Below are 21,504 nucleotides of genomic sequence, written 5' to 3'. Positions count from 1 at the left end.
GTTATTACCAAAGCTTAATCAGCATAGCAGTGCATCCGCGCGTTAAGATGGTGCACGCAATAAATAGCACGGGGACATAATGAAAACCTTTACGTTAAGTGCCATAGCGCTGTCATTGTTACTAGCCGGATGCCAGCCAGCCACTAACAGCACAGTGGCAGAAACGCCACAACTGCCTACTGAAACCGTCGCACAGAGCAAAAGCCCCTGGTGGCAGGACGCCGTGTTTTATCAGATCTGGCCGCGCAGTTTTTATGATACCAATGGCGATGGCCACGGCGACTTTAATGGCATGACCGCCAAACTGCCTTATCTGGCTGAATTGGGCGTTAATGCTTTATGGCTAACGCCGATGTTTGAAGCACCCTCGTACCATGGTTACGACTTTACCGAGTTTTATCAGGTAGAAAGCGACTACGGCACTATGGCGGAGTTTGAAGCCTTTATTAAAGCCGCAGATAGCCGCGGCATGAAGGTGATCCTGGATTTGGTGATTAACCATATCTCCAGTGAGCATGACTGGTTTAAACGTTCCGCTGCAGGCGAAGCGCCATACAAGGACTACTTTATCTGGCGTGACGATATGCCAGCAGCAGGCAGCGGCTGGGGCCATGCCTGGAGCAACAACGATAAGCCGGATGCAGTCTGGCATTACAACGATACGCGTAAAGCTTATTACTATGCCGCCTTTGGTGCCAGCCAGCCGGATTTGAATTTACGTCACCCCGACGTGGTGGCCGAAATGAAAAAGATGGCCAAATTCTGGCTGGATAAAGGCGTGGCCGGTTTTCGTTTAGATGCAGTGCGCTTTGCGATGGAAGGCGGGCCGGATGCGCAGGCAGATACGGCAGAAACCATAAGGTACTGGCAGGATTTTAACCAGTACGTGAAAAGCGTGAACCCCGAGGCCTATTTAGTCGGTGAAGCCTGGACCGATATCCCGGTAGCAGCGCGCTATTATGGTGACGGCACCGGCCTGGATCAGGGCTTTGATTTTGAAGTGGGTTATAAAATTCTCGGCCTGCTAAAGCCTGATGCCAGTGCGGAAGCCCAGTTTGGCACCATGAATTCCAATGCTAAAGCACTGGCCAATGCCGCTGTATTACAACAAAACGTGCAGCAGCGCAGCGATTCTGTCGCACCACTGAGCTTTTTTGCACCGTTTTTAACCAACCATGATCAGGAGCGTATCGGCTATCAGCTGCAACAACATGATGCAAAAGCCAAACTGGCAGCTGCTATGTTATTTAGCTCTCCCGGCACACCTTACATTTACTACGGTGAAGAAATTGGCCTGACACAAGGTGGCACGGGCCACGATGTATATAAGCGCGCGCCTATGCTGTGGGACAACAGCACACAGGCGGGCTTTAGCCAAAGCGCCAACAGCTGGGTAGAGCAGCGGGAGCTATTTGGCGCTAACTTTCCGAACTGGTACCCGCAGTTTCTTGCCGGGCAACTGCAAGCCACAGATCGCAGTGTTGCGACCCAGCAAGCGCAACCCGACTCCATCTGGCAGCTATATAAGTTATTAATCACACAGAAAAAGCAGCGGCCAGAGCTGACAACCGCCGGTAGCTATGTGGTAACACAGCAGGAAAATGGCGTAGTGCAAATTGAGCGGGTGCTAAACGGCAGTAAAACGCTGTTTGTGCTTAACCTTAGCAACGCCGCGGCTGATATCAGCGCTATTGAGCATAATGGCCTAACCGCCAGCTGGGCCTTTGATGTCGATGGCAACATGCTGGCAGCAAATGGCTTGCTGATCCTGCAAAGCCAACTTTAAGCGTCGATCTTTCTTTTCTATCTCCCTGAGTAACCGCCGGTTTGGTAAACGGCGGTTACACTTTCCCTCTTGCCTGTAACATTTTGCTAAATTACTGTACTGCCATCATTTACCGCTTGTTCCACACAAAGGATAACTATGAAACCAGTATGGCTTTTGCTTGGTACTTTATTAGTTGCCAATACAGTCGCAGCGAAACAAAGTCCTGAATTGCTGCCGGCGTTTTCGACTGCGCAAACATCAAAAAAGCAATTTCAGTTGCTATAGTGGCCCTTTCGCCAGCTATGACAGCTGGTTGGCTATGATGAGCAAAAAACCAAAATTTAATGCTGCAATGTTTGGCCAACGTTTCTCCAGAAGCGATGTTGAACGGCGGCAGCAGACGCTGGATTGCCGGGTATTTGTTTATGAATCAGACGGCATTCTGGTGGAAGGCATAATGGTGCGGCCGAAAACTGCTGCAGCGGATGCAAAATTGCCTGTCGTCATATACAACCGCGGCGGCAATGCTAAAGGCGGCACCTTGGTATATGGCTCCATACAGCACAATTTGATGCCGCTGGCGGAGTTGGGCTATATCGTGATTGCCAGCCAGTATCGCGGTGCTAAAGCCTTTCCAACTTCAGTGAGCGGCGAAATCCGGCTTGATCAGTTTGGCGGTAACGACGTTAACGACATTAAAAACCTGCTGCCAATTATAAACGGGATGCCCGAAGCCGACAGCGAGCGTATTGCGATGAAGGGTTTTAGCCGTGGCGGCATGATGAGCTACCTGGCAGCACGTGATATGCCGCAGTTAAAAGCCCTGATAGTTGAAGCTGGCGTAGCCGACTTAGAGGCCAGCTTGGCGGTGCGTCAGGCAATGGAGAATATCTACACCCGCTTTATACCTGACTACGCTACAGAGAAAACAGCACAGTTAAAAGCGCGCTCGGTGCTGCACTGGCTGGATAAGTTAGCGCCACAGCTACCGATACTGCTGTTACACGGAGAAAAGGATGTGCGGGTTGAAGTCGCGCAATCGCAAAATCTGGCCAAAGCACTGGCGGAAAAAGGCCAGCCACATAAATTAGTGGTGTACCCGGAAGCCGATCATGATCTATACCCTAACCGCGCTGAGGCCGATGCCGAAACCGCAGCCTGGTTAAAACGGTATCTGTAATCGCTTTTGCCGCTGCGGCAACCAACTGCAGCGGCAGAAAATAGTTATTGTCAGACTAATAGCGCATACCGCCCTGCAGCGTAGTTAGCTACACTTCCGTCACCTGTTCTGCTGTGGCTGAGTTGTGGTGTCTGACCGTTCTCATCTGTTTTCGCTGCGACTTGGCCATGCGCTGCGCGAGGTGCTGGCCGAAGGCTATGATCGCAAAAAACTGAGCAAAGATCTGCTGGCTGGCATTACCGTTGGCATCATCGCCATACCGCTGGCGATGGCGTTGGCAATTGCCTCGGGCGTAGCGCCACAATACGGCTTATATACCGCCATTATTGCCGGTTTTGTCATTGCCCTGACCGGCGGCTCACGTTATAGCATCAGCGGTCCAACGGCCGCCTTTGTGGTGATACTGTATCCGGTTGCGCTTAAATACGGCTTAAGCGGCTTACTGCTGGCAACCGTATTGTCCGGTGTGATGCTACTGCTGATGGCGATGTTCCGCTTGGGCCGCTTAATTGAATATATCCCCGAACCGGTTACCCTGGGCTTTACCGCCGGCATTGCTGTGGTCATTGCCAGTTTGCAGATAAAGGACTTTTTGGGCCTGACAATAGCCGATTTGCCAGAACACTTTGTCGAAAAAATTGCCGTACTGGCCCAGCACGCACCGCAGCTGTCCTGGGCCAGTCTGCTGATTGGCTGCGTTACGCTGGCGGTAATGTTGTGCTGGCGCAAATTTAACAGCCTGGTACCGGCGCATTTGCCGGCGCTGTTTATCGGCACCTTGTTAGCCTTGCTGCTGTTAAGTGCCGGTGTCGAGCTGGATACCATAGGCTCGCGTTTTAGTTACACCACTGTCGATGGCAACAGCGCAACAGGCATTCCGCCCTATTTACCTTATTTTGACTGGCCCTGGCTGCGGCCAGGGCCGGATGGCGAACTGCTGACGTTTAGCTGGCAGCTGGTAAAAGACTTACTCGCCGCCGCCTTTGCGATGGCGATGCTGGGCGCGATTGAATCATTGCTCTGCGCAGTGGTACTGGATGGCATGTCTGGCCGGCGCCACAGCGCCAACAGTGAGTTATTCGGCCAGGGCATCGGCAATATCATTACACCTTTTTTCGGCGGCATTACCGCTACGGCGGCGCTGGCACGTTCGTCGGCAAATTTTAAAGCCGGTGCCCAATCACCTGTAGCGGCCATGGTGCATGCGCTGGTGCTGCTATTGGCGTTAGTGCTGCTAGCGCCGGTGCTGTCCTATGTACCGATGGCGGCACTGGCCGCTTTGCTGCTGATGGTTGCCTGGCATATGAGCGAAGCGCAAAAAGCGCTGCATTTACTGAAAACCGCACCAGGCAGCGATATCTGGGTGTTTATCACCTGTTTTAGCCTTACCGTGCTGTTTGATATGGTGATTGCCATCACCGCCGGCATTCTGTTAGCGGCGCTGCTGTTTGTTAAAGAAATTGCGCAGATGAGCAAGGTTACCGATATCAGTAGCAACCGTAAGCAGGTAGACCAGCCGATACCGGACGGCTGGCAGGTATTAAAAATCAGCGGGCCGCTGTTTTTTGCCGCCGCCGAGCGTATTTTCGCTGATATTGCCCACCTAAGTGGCCCAAGCCGTGGCTTAGTGTTGTACATGGATGGCGTGCCGCTGCTCGATGCCGGTGGCCTGGCGGCGCTGAACAAACTGATAAGCCAGTGTCAGAGAAATAATACCGAGTTAATGATTGCTGATTTGCAGTTTCAGCCGCTGAAAACCCTGGCCCGCGCCGGGGTTAAACCCATAGCAGGAGTGGTAAGTTTTTACCCGACACTACGCGAAGCCTTAGAACAGCTTTACTCGCGGGCACCGCAGGACTGACGGATAATCAGCTTGGGTTCAATCTGGCTGACGGTAATAGGCTGATTGTTGATCAGCTGCAACAGGTTATTCACCAGCAATTCACCGGCCTGAGTGGTGTCCTGCTGTATAGTGCTTAGCGCCGGTGTTGCAAACGACGCCACCGGAATATCATCAAAGCCCATTACCGCAATGTCTTCCGGCACCCGCAGCTTACGCCGTTTCAGGCAACGCATAACGCCTATTGCGATAAGATCGCTGGCACAGAAAATCGCATCAACCTGATGGCCAGCGGCCAATAATTGTTCGGTCGCGCTATCGCCGGCACTTTCGGTCGATATCGCATCAAAATGCGGTACCTGGGCTTCCTGAATACCAGCCATATTTAACGCATCAATAAAGCCGCGGTAACGGGCGCTGAATTCCGGGCTGCCTTCAGAGGCATTGCCAATAAAGGCAAATTTCTTATGGCCGGTAGCCAGCAAATGCTCGCCGGCTAAGCGGCCACCTTCACGGTTGTTACTGCGCAGCGTAAATTCAGGGTGCCCCAACACCTCGGCTCCCCAACAGACAAAGTGCGTTTCCTGCGCCAATAATTTAGCCAGTTTTTCTTCGTAATCTTTGTAATCGCCATAGCCGAGTAAAATAATACCGTCGGCTTTATTGCTATCTTCATAGTCGGCGTGCCAGTCGTCGCTAAGCTGCTGAAACGACACCAGCAAATCCTGGCCACGTTTGGCACAGGCGCGGGTGATACTACCGAGCATGGATAAAAAAAACGGGTTAATTAACGACTCGTCAGTGGTGGGATCTTCAAACAGCAATAACGCCAGAGTGCTGCTGCGTTGCTGGCGCAGGTTACTGGCATTTTTATCCACTTTATAGTTAAGTTGCCGGGCTATCGCCTGCACTTTTTCCCTGGTGGCTTTATTTACCTGCGGGCTGTTACGCAGCGCCCGTGACACAGTAGACTGCGATACCCCTGCCATGTAAGCAATATCGAATGAAGTAGCCTTGTCTTTCATCTGAGTGCTCTGTTGTGGCAGCGCATATACTGCACCTTGCCGTCCTGGTCAGCCTGTTACGCTGCCAGTGCGTTGTTGTTGTGGCGTTATCATAGAGTGAATTGCTGCAGGATTCAATTTCCAAATCATTTGCACTGCGCTAGTGGCTCGTTTCGGCTATCAGCATGCGCGTATCTCAGCCAGCTCACTGATAACCAAAGGTTTATCCACTTTAGGAAACAGCACCAACAACCAGGGCTGGCTATTAGCACTGTTAGCGTTGCAACCGCTGGCGTTGTAGCTTGTCTGCAGCCTGATTTGCACCTGATTATCCAAACCGGTAAAACCGACAACGTTTAGCTCTAACGCTTTTTGCGCACTGCCCGCCATCACCAGCAACACCTGATACTGGTTAAAGTCGATAGTTTGCGGAGTCGCATTCAGGTTTAACACCCGATAATAAATGTCGTCATAGCTGCTTTGACTGCTGATAATCTGAATACGTTTATCATCAGCCAGTGCTGTGTCGCCACGCTGCAGATACTGAAAGGCACTGCTATCATCAGCGGTGATATCCTCAACACAGCCAATTAACAACATAGATGCAGACAACAACGGCAATAAAACAGCCTTCATCGGGAACCTCCGTATTTTTTGCCAGTCTAGTCAGCATGCCGCAGGCTTACTGTGACTAATCACAGCAAATTGTGAAACATTGTTATATTGGTTTAAGTCTGACGCCGCATCTTGCTAAACTGGCATGGCTAAAATTTTGTCTGTCAGAAGGTGTAATGTGCGTTATTGGTTTTTGTTGCTGTTAAGCCTGGCTTTACCTGTACAGGCAGATGATGTCCCGTCTGACTGTGACGCCGGCGCGCATTGCGTTACCGAACAGCAACTCTATTTGAGTTGGGCGCTCGGCTATGGCCAACGCAGTAACCCACTGTACGGTGGTGAAGCGTTGCCACTGGTAATATTGCCAGAAGTGTATTATTACGCTGAACACTGGTTTTTTGACAACGGCGTGCTGGGCAGCAGCTGGCAACTAGACCCGCAATTTACGCTGAGCCTGGTTGGCCAGTTTAATCAGGAAAAAGGCTATTTTCAGAAGTGGTTTGCCGGTAACGCTTTTCAGTTTCGCAGCACCAATGCCAGCATTTCCAGCCCGATACTGCAGGATGATCGTTACGGGCCACAACAGGCCTCGGTACGTGAAGCGCGTAAAAGACCTACGGCGTTCGATTTAGGTGTGCAGTTAGACTGGTTTAATAACAACTGGCAGGTACAAGGGCTGGTTTGGCAGGATGTCAGTAACAGTTACAACGGTCAGCATGCCGGCATCAGCGCAACCCGTTTCTGGCAAACGGTCAGCGGTAAATGGCAACTGAGTAGCCGGCTACACTGGAAAAGTAATAAGTTGATTGATACTTACTACGGTATTGATAATAATGAAGCATTTTATTTACCCCGTTATAACGGTAAAGCCAGCTGGCAACCCGAGATACGCCTTGGCTGGCAGTATCCGCTGTCAACGCGTGTAGCGCTGCTGGCTTTTTTACGCTATTTACATCTGGATGATGCAATGACAGACAGTCCGCTGGTGCAGGATAATAATGTAACAACCTGGTTTTTTGGCATAAGTTACCGGTTGTTTTAATGCTCGGCCCCTGGATATTACTGGTACTGAACGGAATCACAGTCCAACACTCAGCACTTTGCTCCGAACTGTGTTGGGACGTCAGCCCACAAATCTGTATCACTGAGCAGCAGCAACAAAGCTGTCAGGCTACCCTGCAGTTAAGCTGGCGTAGCACTGCACCACAAAACCTGTGTCTGTATCTGGCCGGGCAACAATTGCAATGCTGGCAAGACAGCACCGCAGGCCAGTGGCAACAACAATTACAGTGGCAAAACGCTTTGCTGACACTACGTGATGCCAATGATCAGGTACTATTACAAACCGAACTACAGGTGCAAAGCCGCAAACCGGCGCGGCGCCGGTTAAGCAGCCCATGGAGTATTTTCTGATGGCAAAAATTCTGTTAGTAGAAGACGACACCCGCCTTGCTTCCCTGGTGCAGAGTTTTCTTACCCAACATGGCTTTAGTGTACAACTGCAAACTCAGGGCGATGCGGTAGCCGAGCATTGCCGCCAGTTTCAGCCCGATTTGGTAGTGCTGGATTTAATGTTGCCAGGCCTGGATGGTTTTGGCGTATGTCGTCAGCTACGCCCCTGGTATAAAGGGCCGATTTTGATCCTGACGGCAAAACAAAGTGATATTGACCAGGTGCTGGGGCTGGAGCTTGGCGCCGACGATTATGTTATAAAACCGGTTGAGCCGCGGGTGCTGGTGGCGCGGATCAATGCACTGCTGCGCCGTACTCAAACCCCTGCCAGGGCCGAGCAGCAAGAACTGCAGTTTGGTGCCCTAACGCTAAAACAACGAGCGCGTGAAGCCTGGTATAACCAACAGCGGGTCGAACTAACCAGCTATGAGTTTGATTTGCTGTGGATGCTGGCACGCCATGCCGGCCAGACAGTAAAGCGCGAAGCCATTCATCAACAGATAATAGGCCGCGAATACGACGGTCTGGACCGCACCGTAGACGTACGTATTTCCCACCTGCGGCGTAAACTGGGTGACAACGCCGAAACGCCTTTTCGTATTAAAACAGTTTGGGGCAAAGGCTACCTGTTTGTTGCCGATGCCTGGTAGCAGAAAAAGCTGACGCCATTATGCAGCGCTTATTCTGGCATTTTTATTTGTTTATATTTTTGGTACTGCTTGGTCTGGGCTGGGCGGTAGAACAGCTATGGCAACAGTGGCAGCCTGCTGCCGAACCTGGTTGGTTGGCAAGCTACAGTGCCTTGCTGCAACAACAGGTGCAGCAAAATGATATGGACTGGGCCGGGCAAGCCGGGCTTACTGCCGTCAAGCTGCCGCTGGACTCCGTCAGCTGGCTGGTACATGAGCAACAACAGCTGCAAAACGGTGAGGTTATCGCGCTGTTTGAAACTGACAAGGTGTATTTTTATTATCAGTCTGCCACCGATTTATGGCGCTTTGGCCCGGTAGCGCTGGTACAGGACGATGGTGCAACCTGGTTTAGCTTGCTGTTTTTTGTGCTGTTGGCCATCGCAATTGCACTCTGGCTGTGGCCGGTGGCACGGGATATCGCCAAGCTGCAACAACGATTACAGCAGTTTGCCGGCAACCCTGATACACCGCTTAATTTGCCGGCGCATTCTTTTATCGCCCCGATTGCCAGCAGCTTTCAGCAGATGAGCGATCAAATCCGCGATTTGGTGACCTTGCAGCGCGAAATGACCCACGCCGTATCACACGAATTACGCACGCCAATAGCCCGGCTCAGCTTTGCGCTGGAAATGGCAGAGCAGCTGCCAGCAACAGATCGCAGCGCCATGTTGCAGGACGTGCGTGAATTGCAGCAGTTGGTTGACGAAATTCTTGATTATGCCAGGCTGGAAGCCGGCCAGTTACCGTTGCAGCTGCAACAGGTAAACCTGACGGAGCTGCTGACAAACCTGCAGGAAAAGCTAACGCCTTTGCCCGGTGCAGCTATTACCTTGCAACTGCCAGACAGTGCTATCTGTTATTGCGACGGCCACTATCTTGAACGTGCAGTGCAAAACTTGCTGGTTAACGCCAAAAAATTCGCCCGCAACCAGATCAGACTAAGCCTTAGCAACGCAGCGCAGCACTGGCTAATTACCGTTGACGATGACGGCCCCGGCATAGCGCCGGCGCAGCGCGAGCAGGTGTTACAGCCGTTTTATCGGATTGAAGCCAGCCGTAATAAGCAGGCTGGTGGTTTTGGATTAGGTTTAGCCATAGTCCAGCGCGTTATGCACTGGCATCAGGGCTCTGTGCGGATCAGCGAGTCGCCGTCGGGCGGCGCCCGCTTCGAGCTGCGCCTGCCACTACGACGTTAATATCCTTATAAACCGAGGTTTTTCAAAAAGTCGTCATCAACTTCAACGTCAGCACTGACGGTGTTCTCCGGCGTATAATTTTGTGCATTGGCCAGAATATCATCCGGATGCTGTTGTTCTACTTTGTCGAATTCGTGTAACTGAATAAACTCGGTTTTGTCCATCGCCAGTTCCAGATAAAAAATATTGTGTTCTGGCGTACTAAACGTGACCCGCCGGGCCTGCGGCTGATCCAGCTGGGTGTTGATCAGGATTTGCACCTGTTTATTAATCGCCATCATTTTAGGCTGGCTTTGATTGATTGACGTTTGCAGATCGTAACGCACGGTGTTGGTAAAATCGCCGACAATCTGGTTCATCAATTCGCCCATCACATTACCCACTTCGTCGGAGGTATGAAACTGTGCCAGTTCCGACTCAGGCATACCCATGCTCATCAGGTACTTTTTATAAATTTCCATCGCAGCCTGGGCGGTAAAGTTAATAATGACCAGGCCGGAAAAACCGCCATCAAACAGCACAAAGCAGCCCAGATCCGGCCGCAGGCAGGTTTTCTGGATTTTTTGCACCATAGGTGAATAGTCAACATTATGGTTGCCGGCGCCAGCCAGCACCTTGGTTACAGACTGACACAGAGTCAACAGTATTTCGTCTGTGGTAATAATTTTAGTTTTTTTCATGCCTTCTTCCTGTACAGCGCAGTTCACCTGAGTATAAGCGCTTTAACGTATTTCACTAGTGCGCTGAGCTGAGGATTTGCTCCAGTTCACCGCTACTTGCCATCTGTTGTAAGCCCGCATTAAAAGCCGCTGTCAATTCAGGCATCCAGCACGCCGCCGGATAACCTTGCTCCGCAAACAGTGGATGCAGCTGTATTGGTTGCTGCGGTGCCTGCTGCGCGGCCAGATATTGCAACACCCGGCGCTCGCCGATAACGACATCAACCCGGTGGTTAAATAACAGTTCCAGCTGGCGCTCGCGCTCGGCCATTTCGACATAGCTGGCCTGTGCTACCGCCTGCTGAAATTGCTCGCCTAAAACCTGTTGTGCCTGCTGATAAGCGACAATGCGCAACGTCGACAACTGTGATATTGAGGTTAACTGCAGCTCGCGTGACGCCAGACTGACGGCAACGTCCTGAAATGGCAGATAGGCAGCAGTGTAATAAGCACCGTCAATCTGCACCGCCACCGGTGACGCGCAATCGAGCTTCTTATCACTGAACTGCTTTAACAACCTACTGTAACTGTGTAATTCATAGCTGACTTCGTAGCCGGCCCGGCTGAAAATGCGCGATACCAACTGATATTCTAACCCGGTAAGTTCGCCATGCTGATCGTAATACGACCAGGGAGCCGATAAATGTAAACCGATACGCAGAGGCTTGGCCGCACAGACAGGCAGAGAGCTTAGCAACAACAATAGCAACATGTAGCTGCACTTAATCAAAACATCACTCCGAACGGTTCTATCGCGCTATTACAATGTTTTATCCGGCTAAAAGCAAACTTCTTCGCCCGACAGACACATCTGCTAACGTTTTTTTACCGCTTCGCATTAGCCCCTCTGGCAAAAAAACCTTATTATAGCGCGCCGCAAATTAATGAGTTGACCACCGATGACTGCCAAACCTGCAGGCTGGATTATAGTGTTACTGGCCGCTATCGTAGCCACCACGCCACTGGCCATCGATATGTATTTACCGGCTATGCCTTTGATGGCGCAGCAACTTAATACCTCCATCGGCATGGTGCAGCAGTCGCTCAGTATCTTCTTAGCCTTCTTTGGTATCAGTATGTTGTTGTGTGGCCCGCTGGCAGACAGCCTGGGCCGCCGGCCACTGGCCATTTTTGGTTTAACCGGTTTTGTGCTGGCCAGTATTGCGCTGAGCCTGGTGAGCAGTATTGAGTGGTTTTTGTTTTGGCGTGCCATACAAGCGCTGTGTGGCGCTGCAGCCACAGTAGTGGTACCGGGAATTGTCCGGCATATCTATCAGGAACATACCGCGAAAGGGATGTCCTACGTGTCAATGATCATGATGCTGGCTCCGTTGCTGGCACCGGCCATTGGCAGTGGCATTCTATGGCTGGCAAACTGGCAGATGATTTTCGTTACCCTGGCCGCTTATGCTGCACTGGTATTACTGATAAGCATTAAGGCGCTACCGGAAATTAAAGCCGCTGACAGCCCGAAAAAAATTGCTCTGCTGGCTGGCTATAAAATTGTGTTTGCCAATAAATCGGCATGGCCGGATATTGCCACCTCAATGTTTGCCTCGTTCTCGTTTTTTTGCTTTTTAACCGCCGTGCCCTTTGTCTACATTCAATTTTTCGGTGTCGATGAGCAGCAGTTCAGTGTGTTATTTGGCTTTAATGTGCTGATGTTAATGCTGGCAAACCTGATCAACAGCCGGCTGGTAACCAGACTGGGGCCGCAGCGCATGCTACGCGCCGGTCTGGCTCTGGCTTTAGTTAGCGCCAGCGCACTGACCTTCTTTAGCCTATGGCAACTTGAGCTGTACTACACCGTTCTGGCAATAGCCCCGCTAATGGCTTGCTTAAGTTTGATTGCCACCAATGCCGATGCGATGATCCTGATGAAATTTCCCGATAACAGCGGCAGCGCTACCGCTGTAATTGGTACCCTGCGTTTTGGCATTGGCTCCCTGGCCGGCCCGTTACTGGCGTTATTTTATACCGGCACTGCGGTACCTTTTGCCTTGCTGATGTTAGCCGGAGTGCTGTTGATAGCCGTTAGCCAGCTTTGGCATACGTCCGGTAACCAAACTGCCGGCTAGATTTTACAAGCGCCCCCGCTGCATTCATCGTCGTCGTCACCAAACTGCGGCTCAACCGCACGATCTTGCAGGGCTTGCTGCTGTTGTTCAACATTTTGCTCTGCCTGAGCAAAATCCAGATGATCCAGGTCGAAATCTAAATCTGACATTATTTCTACTCCGCTGTAGTTAACCTGGCAAAGTGTAGCAAAAGCCCAGCAGGGTCAAAAGCAGATTTATCCGATGCGCCTGTGGCATGAACTTGTTAGAATAGCCGGCAGTTTACGCCCTACCGCCTGCAGGAGCCCGCATGACAACTTTAACCATTCAAACCCCGGATGATTGGCATTTACATTTTCGTGATGGCGATATGCTACGCGAAACCGTGCCGGCGACAGCGCGCCAGTTTGCCCGCGCCATAGTAATGCCTAATTTAGTGCCGCCGGTGACCACAGCGGCATTGGCAATAGCATACCGCGAGCGTATTCTGGCTGCACGTCCAGCCGGTAGCCACTTTGAACCCCTGGTAACCTTATACCTGACCGATAAAACCAGCGCGCAGGATATTATTGATGCTAAAGCCGCAGGTGTAGTGGCTGCCAAGCTGTATCCAGCCGGGGCCACCACTAACTCCAGCCATGGCGTAGGCGCACTGGACGCGCTGTATCCGGTGTTTGAAGTGATGGCCGAGCAAGGCATGCTACTGCTAATTCACGGCGAAGTAACTGAGCACGAGATTGATATTTTCGACCGCGAAAAAGTGTTTATCGACCGTTACCTGCAACATATAGTGGCACGTATTCCCAGCCTGAAAGTGGTATTTGAGCATATCACCACCGCCGACGCCGCCGCGTTTGTCGCCGAAGCCTCTGCTAACGTTGCAGCTACCATTACACCGCAGCATTTGTTGTTAAATCGCAACGATTTGTTGGTGGGCGGCGTAAGACCACATAATTATTGTCTGCCGGTGTTAAAACGCCGTACCCATCAGGAAGCTCTGCGTGCTGCAGTAGCGACCGGTTCAACTAAGTTCTTTTTAGGCACAGATTCAGCACCACACGAAAAGCACCGCAAAGAATCAGCCTGCGGGTGCGCCGGTTGTTACAGCGCGCACAGTGCCATTGAATTATATGCTCAGGTATTTGATGATTTGGGCTGTCTGGACAAGCTGGAAGGTTTTGCCAGCCATTACGGCGCCGATTTTTACGGTTTACCACGTAACAGCGGCACTATAACGCTGCAAAAACAGCAGTGGCAGGTACCCGCTGAAATCAGCCTGCCAAACGGTAACCCTATAGTGCCGTTTTATGCCGGCGAAACGCTAAACTGGAAGTTAATCTGATAACACCCTCTGCAGTGCTGAACTTTAGTGCTGCAGAGCGTTTTCGTATTCCTGATAAAACTGATCAAATTCCTGCGCCGACATTTTCAGCACCACATCGGCGCCGGTAAAATACAGCTCGCCTAAATTCTCAAAATAGATTGGCTGACCAAAGCTTTTTGGTGAGACCGTCAGCGCGGTTTTGCTATCCCGCAATACTCCTTCATCACGAATCCACATACGCTTATCCTTAAACATCCGTTTTATGTGACCGCAGACATTTTACCTATTAACGCCACCGTGTAAATAATATTTATACAAAAAAACAACCTGAGCGTACGTTTATTTAAATTAATATTGGGCAAGCTTTGTTCACCAAGTTACACTAACTGAGTTTTTAATCATCACATTTTCGAGAAGGAAGATGTCTGGACCTCTCTATTATTGAAGGCTCCGCATGCCGTTCTACTTACTTATAAGCGCTTGATAATATTTTAATAAATGAGGAATGTATGAAAATTAGGGTGTTGCTGTTACTTGGTATAATCTTAGCTGGCGCTGTATCGGCGGTATTCTACTTCACATCAGAACATCGGCAAGATGGCGATAACAGTGCTCTGCAAACACAAGCAGTTGAACTGAAGGATGATAGTTTAAAACATAAGAGCCGCGAAAGTACCGCAAAAATCAGCGAGACCAAGATGTCTAGCCGCAATGCTGCAGATCAGCAGTCTGAATCAGAAACAAACAACGATCACAGAGCAGATCCCGAACCTTTTTATAGCAAACTCACAACCGAAAGCGAGATTAACTCTTATTTCATCCGAAATGACGACGCAATATATGAAAAAACTCTAGTATCTTCATTTCAAACCCAAGACTTCAATCAATTTATCATGTCTCTTGACTCGATAGCCAAAGACTACACCGCAATTGAAAACGAACAGCAGTTAAGTAATTATCTACTTCAACACTATGGTTCTCGAATTAACAACGAGATATATAGTTGTGCGGGCAGGATCTGTGCAGTGAGTTTTAATTATGCTTCAAACCGTGATACAGAAAGTTTTAAAACATTAAATGAGGCCGGCTCATACTTTAGTTTTTACAGCACTAGCCTGGACGAGCATGGTAACCCTGTGATGAAAGCAATACTGATAACTACTGAAGCTGCTGAAAGTCTCACAATTGCAAGGTAATGAACTCGTCGCCTCCGACAAGTTTTGCATCCTTTAGTCCAGGTTAATTTTTCAGGTAGCTAAGCAGGCGCTCCAGCGCGCGGTAACTTAGCGCCTCCATTAAATGGGCGCGGCTGATCTGCGTTTGCTGTTGCAGATCAGCGATGCTGCGCGCCACTTTAATAATTTTGTGGTAGGTGCGGGCCGACAGTTTAAAGCGGTGGATGGTGTCTTCCAAAAACCGCGCATCGGCCTGTTGCAGCGGGCAAAAGTCAGCAATTTCACTGCCGGTTAAACGGGCATTGGCCTTACCCTGCCGCACCAGCTGCAGCTGCCTTGCCGCTAACACCCGCTGACGCACACTGGCGCTGCTTTCTTCCTGAGTGTGTTGGCTTAGCATGCCCTTGGGCAGCAGCGGTACTTCTATTTGCAATTCAATACGATCAATAAAGGGGCCGGATAAGCGGTTTAAATAACGCATCACTTGCTCGGGCGTGGCGCGGCCATCCTGATGATGGCCGGTAGGGCTGGGGTTTAATGCCGCCACCAACTGAAACTGTGCCGGAAATTCTGCCTGGCGTGCGGCGCGGCTGATATGCACCACACCGGTTTCCAGCGGCTCGCGCAGTACATCCAGTACCTTACGCGGAAATTCCGGTAACTCGTCTAAAAACAAAATGCCATGATGCGACAAGGAAATTTCACCTGGCCTGGGCACAGAACCACCGCCAACCAAAGCGACCGCCGAACTGGTGTGATGCGGGCTGCGAAATGGCCGTTGCTGCCAGTCGGTTAAATTGCGTTTAAGGCCGGCAATCGAATAAATCGCTGCGGTGGCCAATGCTTCCTGCTCAGTTAACGGTGGCATTATGCCCGGCAGGCGCTGCGCCAGCATCGACTTGCCGGTACCGGCCGGACCAAGCATCAACAGGTTATGCTCGCCGGCAGCGCAAATTTCCAGCACGCGCTTGGCATGCGCCTGGCCTTTAACATCAGCCAGATCAGGCAAATGCTGCTGCTCGCGCTGCGGCAGCGCCGGTATCGCCGGTAGCGGCTGCTGCGCCAGCAAAAAGCTGTGTACCTGCAGCAAGTGCTCTGCTCCATGCACCGCCACTTTCGGCACTTGCTGTGCCTGCTGCGCATTTAACATTGGCAGCACAACTTCACGGCCGGCATCGCGGCAGGCAATAGCAACCGGAATTTCGCCGACTATGGTGCGGATCTCACCAGACAGCGCCAGTTCACCGCAAAACTCATAACCGTTAAGGCTTTTCTCTGCCAATTGACCGGAAGCAACAATAATACCCAGCGCTATCGGCAAATCGAAGCGGCCGCCTTCTTTGGGTAAATCTGCCGGGGCTAAATTGACGGTAATTTTACGGTCGGGAAAGGCAAAGCCACTGTTTACCATAGCACTGCGAACCCGGTCGCGAGACTCTTTGACCGACGTTTCCGGCAGGCCAACTAACTGAAATGCCGGCAGGCCATTGCTGATATGTACCTCTACAGTAACAAGAGGCGCGTCCAACCCATGGCGGGCGCGGCTGAATACAACGGCCAGTGACATCCCTGTCTCCTGCGCACAAAAAAAGATAATTAATATTTGCTCAATTGTTAATATTAAGCAAGTAATGTGCGGTTATTTAGTCAACAAAAGGCGGCGCCGGCTTGCCAATGTAATACCATCACTTAAACAAAAGCTTATGCTAAGCTTGATGCTAAACCCTAACCGGCCTCAGGCCAGGTAACCAGTGCGCCAAGCCGCCGGAGGATAGATGACCGTTTCAGGTTTTGCCCTTAGTTTACGCTACCCAAAAACAGCGGCGTTGTGTTGTTTACTGCTGATAGTGCTGTGTAGCCTTGGCATGCAAAAGCTGTATTTCCGTGGCGATTACCGTATCTTTTTTTCGCCGGATAATCCGCAGTTACTCGCCTTCGAGCAGATGCAACATAACTTCAATAAGAGTGATAATCTGCTGATTGGCATAGCCCCCCGCGATGGCCAGGTATTCAATAGCGAGATATTAACACTGGTACACCAGCTAACCGACGCAGCCTGGTACACCCCCTATGTTACCCGGGTAGACTCCCTGACAAACTACCAGCACACCGAGGCAGCAGACGACGATTTACGGGTGGCCGACTTGTTGTTTGACCCTGCCATCCTTAGCGCCAACTCGCTTGAACGAATACGCCAGATTGCGTTACACGAGCCGGTACTGGTCAATCGGCTGGTTTCCCCCAGCGGGGCAGTAACGGCCATTAATATTACCGTACAGCTGCCGGAAAAAAACCAGCAACAGGAAGTTATGGATGTCTGGCACTACGTGCGGCAGCATCTTGATAGCATCGCTAAAGACTACCCCAACGTCGATTTTCATCTGACCGGTGTCATAGCACTTAACCAGGCGTTTGCCAGCGAAGCCGAGCAGGACGCTAAACAGTTGGTACCATTAATGTTTATTACAATTTTACTGGTACTGGCCTGGCTACTGCGCTCGGTGACCGCATCGCTGGCAACCCTGATTATTATTGTGGTGTCGCTGACCTCTGCGCTGGGCCTGGCCGGTTGGGCCGGCATTTTTCTTAGCACAGCCACCATTAATGCCCCGACTATTTTAATGACACTGGCAGTGGCAGACTCAGTACATATTATTGCCTCTACCCAGTTTGCCCTGCGCCGCGGCGACAGCAAATTGCAGGCGCTGCAATATAGCCTGCAGCGCAATGTCAAACCGGTGCTGATCACCAGTATTACTACCGCCATCGGCTTTTTAACGCTGAATTTCTCTGAAGTGCCTATCTTACGTGACCTGGGTAACGTCACCGCAGTAGGGATAATGCTGGCCTGTCTGTACAGCTTGTTGCTGCTGCCGGTATTGCTACTGGCTTTGCCACTGAAAGCTTCTGCCAAAGTGAACACTGAAGATAAAAACATGACAGCACTGGCCAACTGGGTAATACGCTATCAACGCCTGCTGTTACCTGTGCTCAGTGTACTGGTGTTAGTGTGCGGAGCCTTACTCAGCCTGAATAAGGTTAATGATGAAGCAATAAAGTACTTTGCTGAAAGTACCGAATTTCGCCAGTCTAACGATTTTCTTGAACAAAACCTCAGTGGCTTTACGCTGATCGATTTTGCCGTCGCAGGCAATGACAGCAACGCTGTCAGTCAACCGGACTTTTTGCGGGCGGTGGCCGATTTTAGCCAGTGGTTATTGGCCCAGCCCGAGATCACTCACGTTAACAGCATTAGCGATGTGCTAAAACGGCTGAACAAAAATATGCACGGCGATGACCCGGACTACTACCGTTTGCCCGACAGCAGCGAGCAGGCAGCGCAATTTCTGTTGATGTACGAGATGTCGCTCCCCTTTGGCCTGGATTTAAACAACCAGCTAAACATAGATAAAAGCGCTACCCGTATCAGTACCACACTGCAAAATCTCGGCAGCAAGGAGCTGACCGGGCTGGAACAGCGGGCACTGCAGTATATGGCCGACAATCACCCGCAATATCAGGTAACCGCTGCCAGTGCCGCACTGATGTTTGCTCATATTGGTGAGCGCAATATGGCGTCGATGCTAAAAACATTACCCGTGGCGCTGCTCTTAATATCACTTTTGCTGGTGTTCAGCCTTAAGTCCTGGCGTTTAGGCTTGCTTAGTGTCATTCCTAATCTGGTGCCGGCCATTATAGGTTTTGGTCTCTGGGGTCTGCTAAGTGGAGAGATAAACCTGGCCCTGTCAGTAGTAGCCGGCATGAGCCTGGGCATTATTGTCGACGACACCGTGCACTTTCTCAGTAAATATCAGTATGCGCGCCAGGAGGGCCGCGACACCGAAGCGGCGGTGCGTTATGCTTTTAGCAGTGTTGGCCGGGCGTTATGGATCACCACAGCGGTACTCTGTATTGGTTTTGCCGTACTGATGTTTTCCGGCTTCCGGCTTAATTCCGATATGGGCATGCTTACCGCTCTGATTATCGTAATAGCACTGGTTATTGATTTTCTGCTGCTACCAGCTTGCTTATTGCGCTTTGATAAAACCACGGAGAAAAACCATGTTTAGTTTGCTACGCACAGTCAGCGTTTTCTGTTTAATCTGGCTGGCCTTGCCATTGCTGGCTGATGATGCCGCCAAAGGCCGGCAAATAGCCGAAGAATTTAAACAGCGTGATCGTGGCTGGGGCGACAGTGAAAGTGAGCTTCTGATGATTTTACGCAACGCCGCTGGCCAGCAAAGCGAAAGACGGATGCGGACCTTAAGCTATGAAATGCAAGACGATGGCGACAAAGCACTGACCATTTTTGATGAGCCGCGCGATATCCGTGGCTCGGCATTTCTCAGCCATTCGCACCCTAATGCAGAAGATGATCAATGGCTATATTTGCCCAGCTTAAAACGTACCCGCCGCATTGCCAGCCGCAATAAGTCCGGCCCTTTTATGGCCAGTGAATTTGCCTATGAAGATATGACCTCGTTCGAGCTGGAAAAATTTGCCTTTAACTACCTGCGCGATGAAAACCTGAACGGCGAGCTGTGCTTTGTCATAGAACAAAAACCAACAGACAGTTTCTCCGGTTACAGCACCACTCACGTCTGGATTGATCAACAGCACTACCGGCTGCAAAAAGTCGATTACTATGATCGCAAAGGCAGTTTACTGAAAACACTTACACTACATGATTATCAGCAATATCTGGATAAGTTCTGGCGGCCGCACCGGATGACAATGCTTAACCACCAAACCGGCAAGAGCACGGATCTGTTACTGCAATCTATCCGCTTTGGCACTGGCCGTGTCGAAGCCGATTTTGACGTTGCCGCTTTGGAGCGGGTGCGGTGAAACCATTTTGGCCAGTGCTGATCTGGCTGCTGGCAGCATTTGCCATAAGCCCGTCAGGCCGTGCTGACAGTACAACTGACAGCATCATTGTTGCGCCGGGCGAAACCCTGTGGCGTATTGCCAGCCGGGTAAGACCGGATAACGATGTGGCCATGGTGCAGGTTATTTATGCTCTGTGGCAGGCCAACCCTGCTCTGCAACAAGCGCCGTCGCTACACCAGCTGGCCAGTGGCAGTCTATTGCGGCTGCCATCACGCGAGCTCATGTTACAAACACCGGTGGCTAAAGCCCGCCACTGGTACAATCAGGCTCTGTCAGCTGTGGCTATGGCTCCGGCCGTGCAGCCAGCACGGGCCACCACTAAGGTAGCAGCCAAAGCTGTAACTACTGCCACCAGCGAAGTTAGCCAGGCAACCAGCACCGCTGCCAAACCTGAGGTCGTCAGTAGCACAGCTGCACAACCTGTCATGCAGGATACTAAGCCGCCAGCACCCGCTATGCCCTGGTATCAGGATATTCAGGCGGATTACACACTGGAGCTACAGCAACGCTACTTTAGTGCCGATGGTGCGCAGGGCCAATCACGCCATCATAGCAGTGCAGCCTTTAGCGCCGAATGGTACTGGCAAAGTGCTGATCGCCGCCATCAATTGGCTTTACAGCCCTATATGCGTTGGGACGCACGCGACACCGAACGCAGCCTGCTGGATTTGCGACAGGCTTATTGGCAATACGTTGGTGACGGTTACGATATTAAAGCCGGCGTCGACATAGTATTTTGGGGCGTGACCGAGTCGCAGCATTTGGTTGATGTGATCAACCAAACCGATATTCTGGCCGATATTGATACTGAAACTAAACTGGGCCAGCCCATGCTGAACTGGAACCTGCATGGTAGCAACGGCAGCCTGGCCTTGTATTTATTGCCTTATTTTCGTGAGCGGCCTCAGGCAGGCCCGGACGGCCGCCTGCGACCACCGATGTTGGTCGACAGCAATAACACACTTTATGAGTCTGGCCAGCAAGACAAAAATCTTGATTTTGCCCTACGCTTCAGCCGCCGGCTTGGTGCTGTGGATCTGGGCCTGAGCTATTTTGAAGGTAACAACCGTGACCCGCTATATCAACTAACCACTACAGGCAAGTTGCAACCGGTATATCTGCAAATGCAGCAGCTGGGTATCGACAGCCTGTGGATCTCGGGCAGCTGGTTATGGAAGTTAGAAAGCATCTATCGGAAGACCCGGCAGCAGGACTTTGTCGCCGCCACCGCCGGTTTTGAATACACCCATGTCGGCTTATTCGAGTCAAACTGGGACTTAGGCTGGATTGCTGAGTACCAATACGATAGCCGCGGTCAGCAAGCAACAGGGCCCGGGCAAAATGATATCTTTATTGGCGGCCGCTTTGTGGCAAACGATGCCGCCGGCAGTGAAATACTATTGGGTATACTGCAGGATTTAGACCACAGCAGCAGCCAAAGCGGTAAGCTGGAAGCCTCTATGCGTCTATCCAATAGCCTGCGCTTACGTCTGGATGCCTGGTTTTTCCGCAGCGATCAGCCAACCGAACCTGGTTATATGATCCGAAACGACGACTACCTGCAGCTAAGTCTGGATTACTTCTTCTGACAC

General features: G+C 51.1%; 20 protein-coding genes. 13 read left to right on the top strand and 7 right to left on the bottom strand.

The annotated features are described in order from the left end of the window. The first annotated feature begins 79 nt into the window (after positions 1-79). From MN202_RS14425 to dauA, 3 genes are all read left to right on the top strand, one after another. Entirely contained in the window at positions 80-1,786 is a 1,707-nt protein-coding gene (locus MN202_RS14425) for an alpha-amylase family glycosyl hydrolase (RefSeq protein WP_335736836.1), read from the top strand. Positions 1,787-2,087: 301 nt separating this feature from the next. Beyond that, entirely contained in the window at positions 2,088-2,948 is an 861-nt protein-coding gene (locus MN202_RS14420; protein ID WP_335736835.1) for an alpha/beta hydrolase family protein, read from the top strand. Between the two features lie 127 nt (positions 2,949-3,075). Continuing rightward, positions 3,076-4,809 (top strand): C4-dicarboxylic acid transporter DauA, encoded by a 1,734-nt coding sequence (dauA, locus tag MN202_RS14415; RefSeq protein WP_335736834.1) that lies wholly within the window; start codon positions 3,076-3,078, stop codon positions 4,807-4,809. Here the strand turns inward: dauA and MN202_RS14410 are convergent. After that, positions 4,785-5,813: a LacI family DNA-binding transcriptional regulator gene (locus MN202_RS14410; protein ID WP_335736833.1), complete on the bottom strand. Its 1,029-nt coding sequence runs from the start codon at positions 5,811-5,813 to the stop codon at positions 4,785-4,787. The genes dauA and MN202_RS14410 overlap by 25 nt on opposite strands. Positions 5,814-5,972: 159 nt before the next feature. Next, positions 5,973-6,428 carry a hypothetical protein gene (locus MN202_RS14405; protein WP_335736832.1) on the bottom strand — a complete coding sequence of 152 codons (456 nt, stop codon included), beginning with the start codon at positions 6,426-6,428 and terminating at the stop codon, positions 5,973-5,975. Between the two features lie 157 nt (positions 6,429-6,585). On the opposite strand from MN202_RS14405, the gene MN202_RS14400 reads away from it, so the two are divergent. The 4 genes from MN202_RS14400 to MN202_RS14385 are packed head-to-tail and all read left to right on the top strand — an operon-like array spanning position 6,586 to position 9,747. Further along, complete coding sequence (locus MN202_RS14400) at positions 6,586-7,449, top strand: MipA/OmpV family protein (protein WP_335736831.1); 864 nt, start codon at positions 6,586-6,588, stop codon at positions 7,447-7,449. Then, positions 7,449-7,820, top strand: a complete 372-nt coding sequence (locus MN202_RS14395) for a DUF3019 domain-containing protein (protein WP_335736830.1) — start codon at positions 7,449-7,451, stop codon at positions 7,818-7,820. Before MN202_RS14400 ends, MN202_RS14395 begins: the two co-directional genes overlap by 1 nt. Continuing rightward, entirely contained in the window at positions 7,820-8,509 is a 690-nt protein-coding gene (locus tag MN202_RS14390; protein ID WP_335736829.1) for a response regulator, read from the top strand. Before MN202_RS14395 ends, MN202_RS14390 begins: the two co-directional genes overlap by 1 nt. Before the next feature lie 20 nt (positions 8,510-8,529). Then, entirely contained in the window at positions 8,530-9,747 is a 1,218-nt protein-coding gene (locus MN202_RS14385) for an ATP-binding protein (RefSeq protein WP_335736828.1), read from the top strand. 5 nt (positions 9,748-9,752) lie between these two features. On the opposite strand, the gene MN202_RS14380 is transcribed toward MN202_RS14385, so the two are convergent. Next, on the bottom strand, positions 9,753-10,427 hold the full coding sequence (locus tag MN202_RS14380) for a DUF3334 family protein (protein WP_335736827.1): 675 nt from the start codon (positions 10,425-10,427) through the stop codon (positions 9,753-9,755). A 55-nt stretch (positions 10,428-10,482) separates the two neighbouring features. Beyond that, on the bottom strand, positions 10,483-11,196 hold the full coding sequence (locus MN202_RS14375; protein ID WP_335736826.1) for a substrate-binding periplasmic protein: 714 nt from the start codon (positions 11,194-11,196) through the stop codon (positions 10,483-10,485). 169 nt (positions 11,197-11,365) lie between these two features. Here MN202_RS14375 and MN202_RS14370 point away from each other — a divergent pair, with 169 nt between their 5' ends. Further along, positions 11,366-12,544, top strand: a complete 1,179-nt coding sequence (locus MN202_RS14370) for a Bcr/CflA family efflux MFS transporter (RefSeq protein ID WP_335736825.1) — start codon at positions 11,366-11,368, stop codon at positions 12,542-12,544. On the opposite strand, the gene MN202_RS14365 is transcribed toward MN202_RS14370, so the two are convergent. Continuing rightward, positions 12,541-12,693 (bottom strand): hypothetical protein, encoded by a 153-nt coding sequence (locus MN202_RS14365; RefSeq protein ID WP_335736824.1) that lies wholly within the window; start codon positions 12,691-12,693, stop codon positions 12,541-12,543. The two genes, MN202_RS14370 and MN202_RS14365, sit on opposite strands and share 4 nt — an antisense overlap. A gap of 140 nt (positions 12,694-12,833) precedes the next feature. Here MN202_RS14365 and pyrC point away from each other — a divergent pair, with 140 nt between their 5' ends. Beyond that, positions 12,834-13,865, top strand: a complete 1,032-nt coding sequence (gene pyrC / locus MN202_RS14360) for a dihydroorotase (RefSeq protein WP_335736823.1) — start codon at positions 12,834-12,836, stop codon at positions 13,863-13,865. A 24-nt stretch (positions 13,866-13,889) separates the two neighbouring features. On the opposite strand, the gene MN202_RS14355 is transcribed toward pyrC, so the two are convergent. Further along, complete coding sequence (locus MN202_RS14355) at positions 13,890-14,084, bottom strand: hypothetical protein (protein WP_335736822.1); 195 nt, start codon at positions 14,082-14,084, stop codon at positions 13,890-13,892. 272 nt (positions 14,085-14,356) lie between these two features. On the opposite strand from MN202_RS14355, the gene MN202_RS14350 reads away from it, so the two are divergent. Continuing rightward, on the top strand, positions 14,357-15,043 hold the full coding sequence (locus MN202_RS14350; RefSeq protein ID WP_335736821.1) for a hypothetical protein: 687 nt from the start codon (positions 14,357-14,359) through the stop codon (positions 15,041-15,043). A 43-nt stretch (positions 15,044-15,086) separates the two neighbouring features. Here the strand turns inward: MN202_RS14350 and MN202_RS14345 are convergent, their stop codons facing one another. Beyond that, the gene (locus tag MN202_RS14345) at positions 15,087-16,589 is read right to left on the bottom strand and encodes a YifB family Mg chelatase-like AAA ATPase (RefSeq protein ID WP_335736820.1); all 1,503 of its coding nucleotides are present in this window, start codon (positions 16,587-16,589) and stop codon (positions 15,087-15,089) included. A 208-nt stretch (positions 16,590-16,797) separates the two neighbouring features. On the opposite strand from MN202_RS14345, the gene MN202_RS14340 reads away from it, so the two are divergent. From MN202_RS14340 to MN202_RS14330, 3 genes are read left to right on the top strand one after another with little or no spacing between them, the layout of a single operon-like run. Further along, on the top strand, positions 16,798-19,092 hold the full coding sequence (locus MN202_RS14340; protein ID WP_335736819.1) for an efflux RND transporter permease subunit: 2,295 nt from the start codon (positions 16,798-16,800) through the stop codon (positions 19,090-19,092). Further along, positions 19,085-19,870: an outer membrane lipoprotein-sorting protein gene (locus MN202_RS14335; protein ID WP_335736818.1), complete on the top strand. Its 786-nt coding sequence runs from the start codon at positions 19,085-19,087 to the stop codon at positions 19,868-19,870. Before MN202_RS14340 ends, MN202_RS14335 begins: the two co-directional genes overlap by 8 nt. Continuing rightward, positions 19,867-21,501, top strand: coding sequence for a FimV/HubP family polar landmark protein (locus MN202_RS14330; RefSeq protein WP_335736817.1), 1,635 nt, complete (start codon positions 19,867-19,869; stop codon positions 21,499-21,501). Before MN202_RS14335 ends, MN202_RS14330 begins: the two co-directional genes overlap by 4 nt. Positions 21,502-21,504: the final 3 nt, after the last annotated feature.

Origin of the sequence: Rheinheimera muenzenbergensis (assembly GCF_036984005.1) — a bacterium.
Taxonomy (GTDB): Bacteria; Pseudomonadota; Gammaproteobacteria; order Enterobacterales; family Alteromonadaceae; genus Alishewanella; species Alishewanella muenzenbergensis.
The sequence above is the reverse complement of the archived record's forward strand: the minus strand, read 5'-3'. Positions and strand labels throughout refer to the sequence as shown.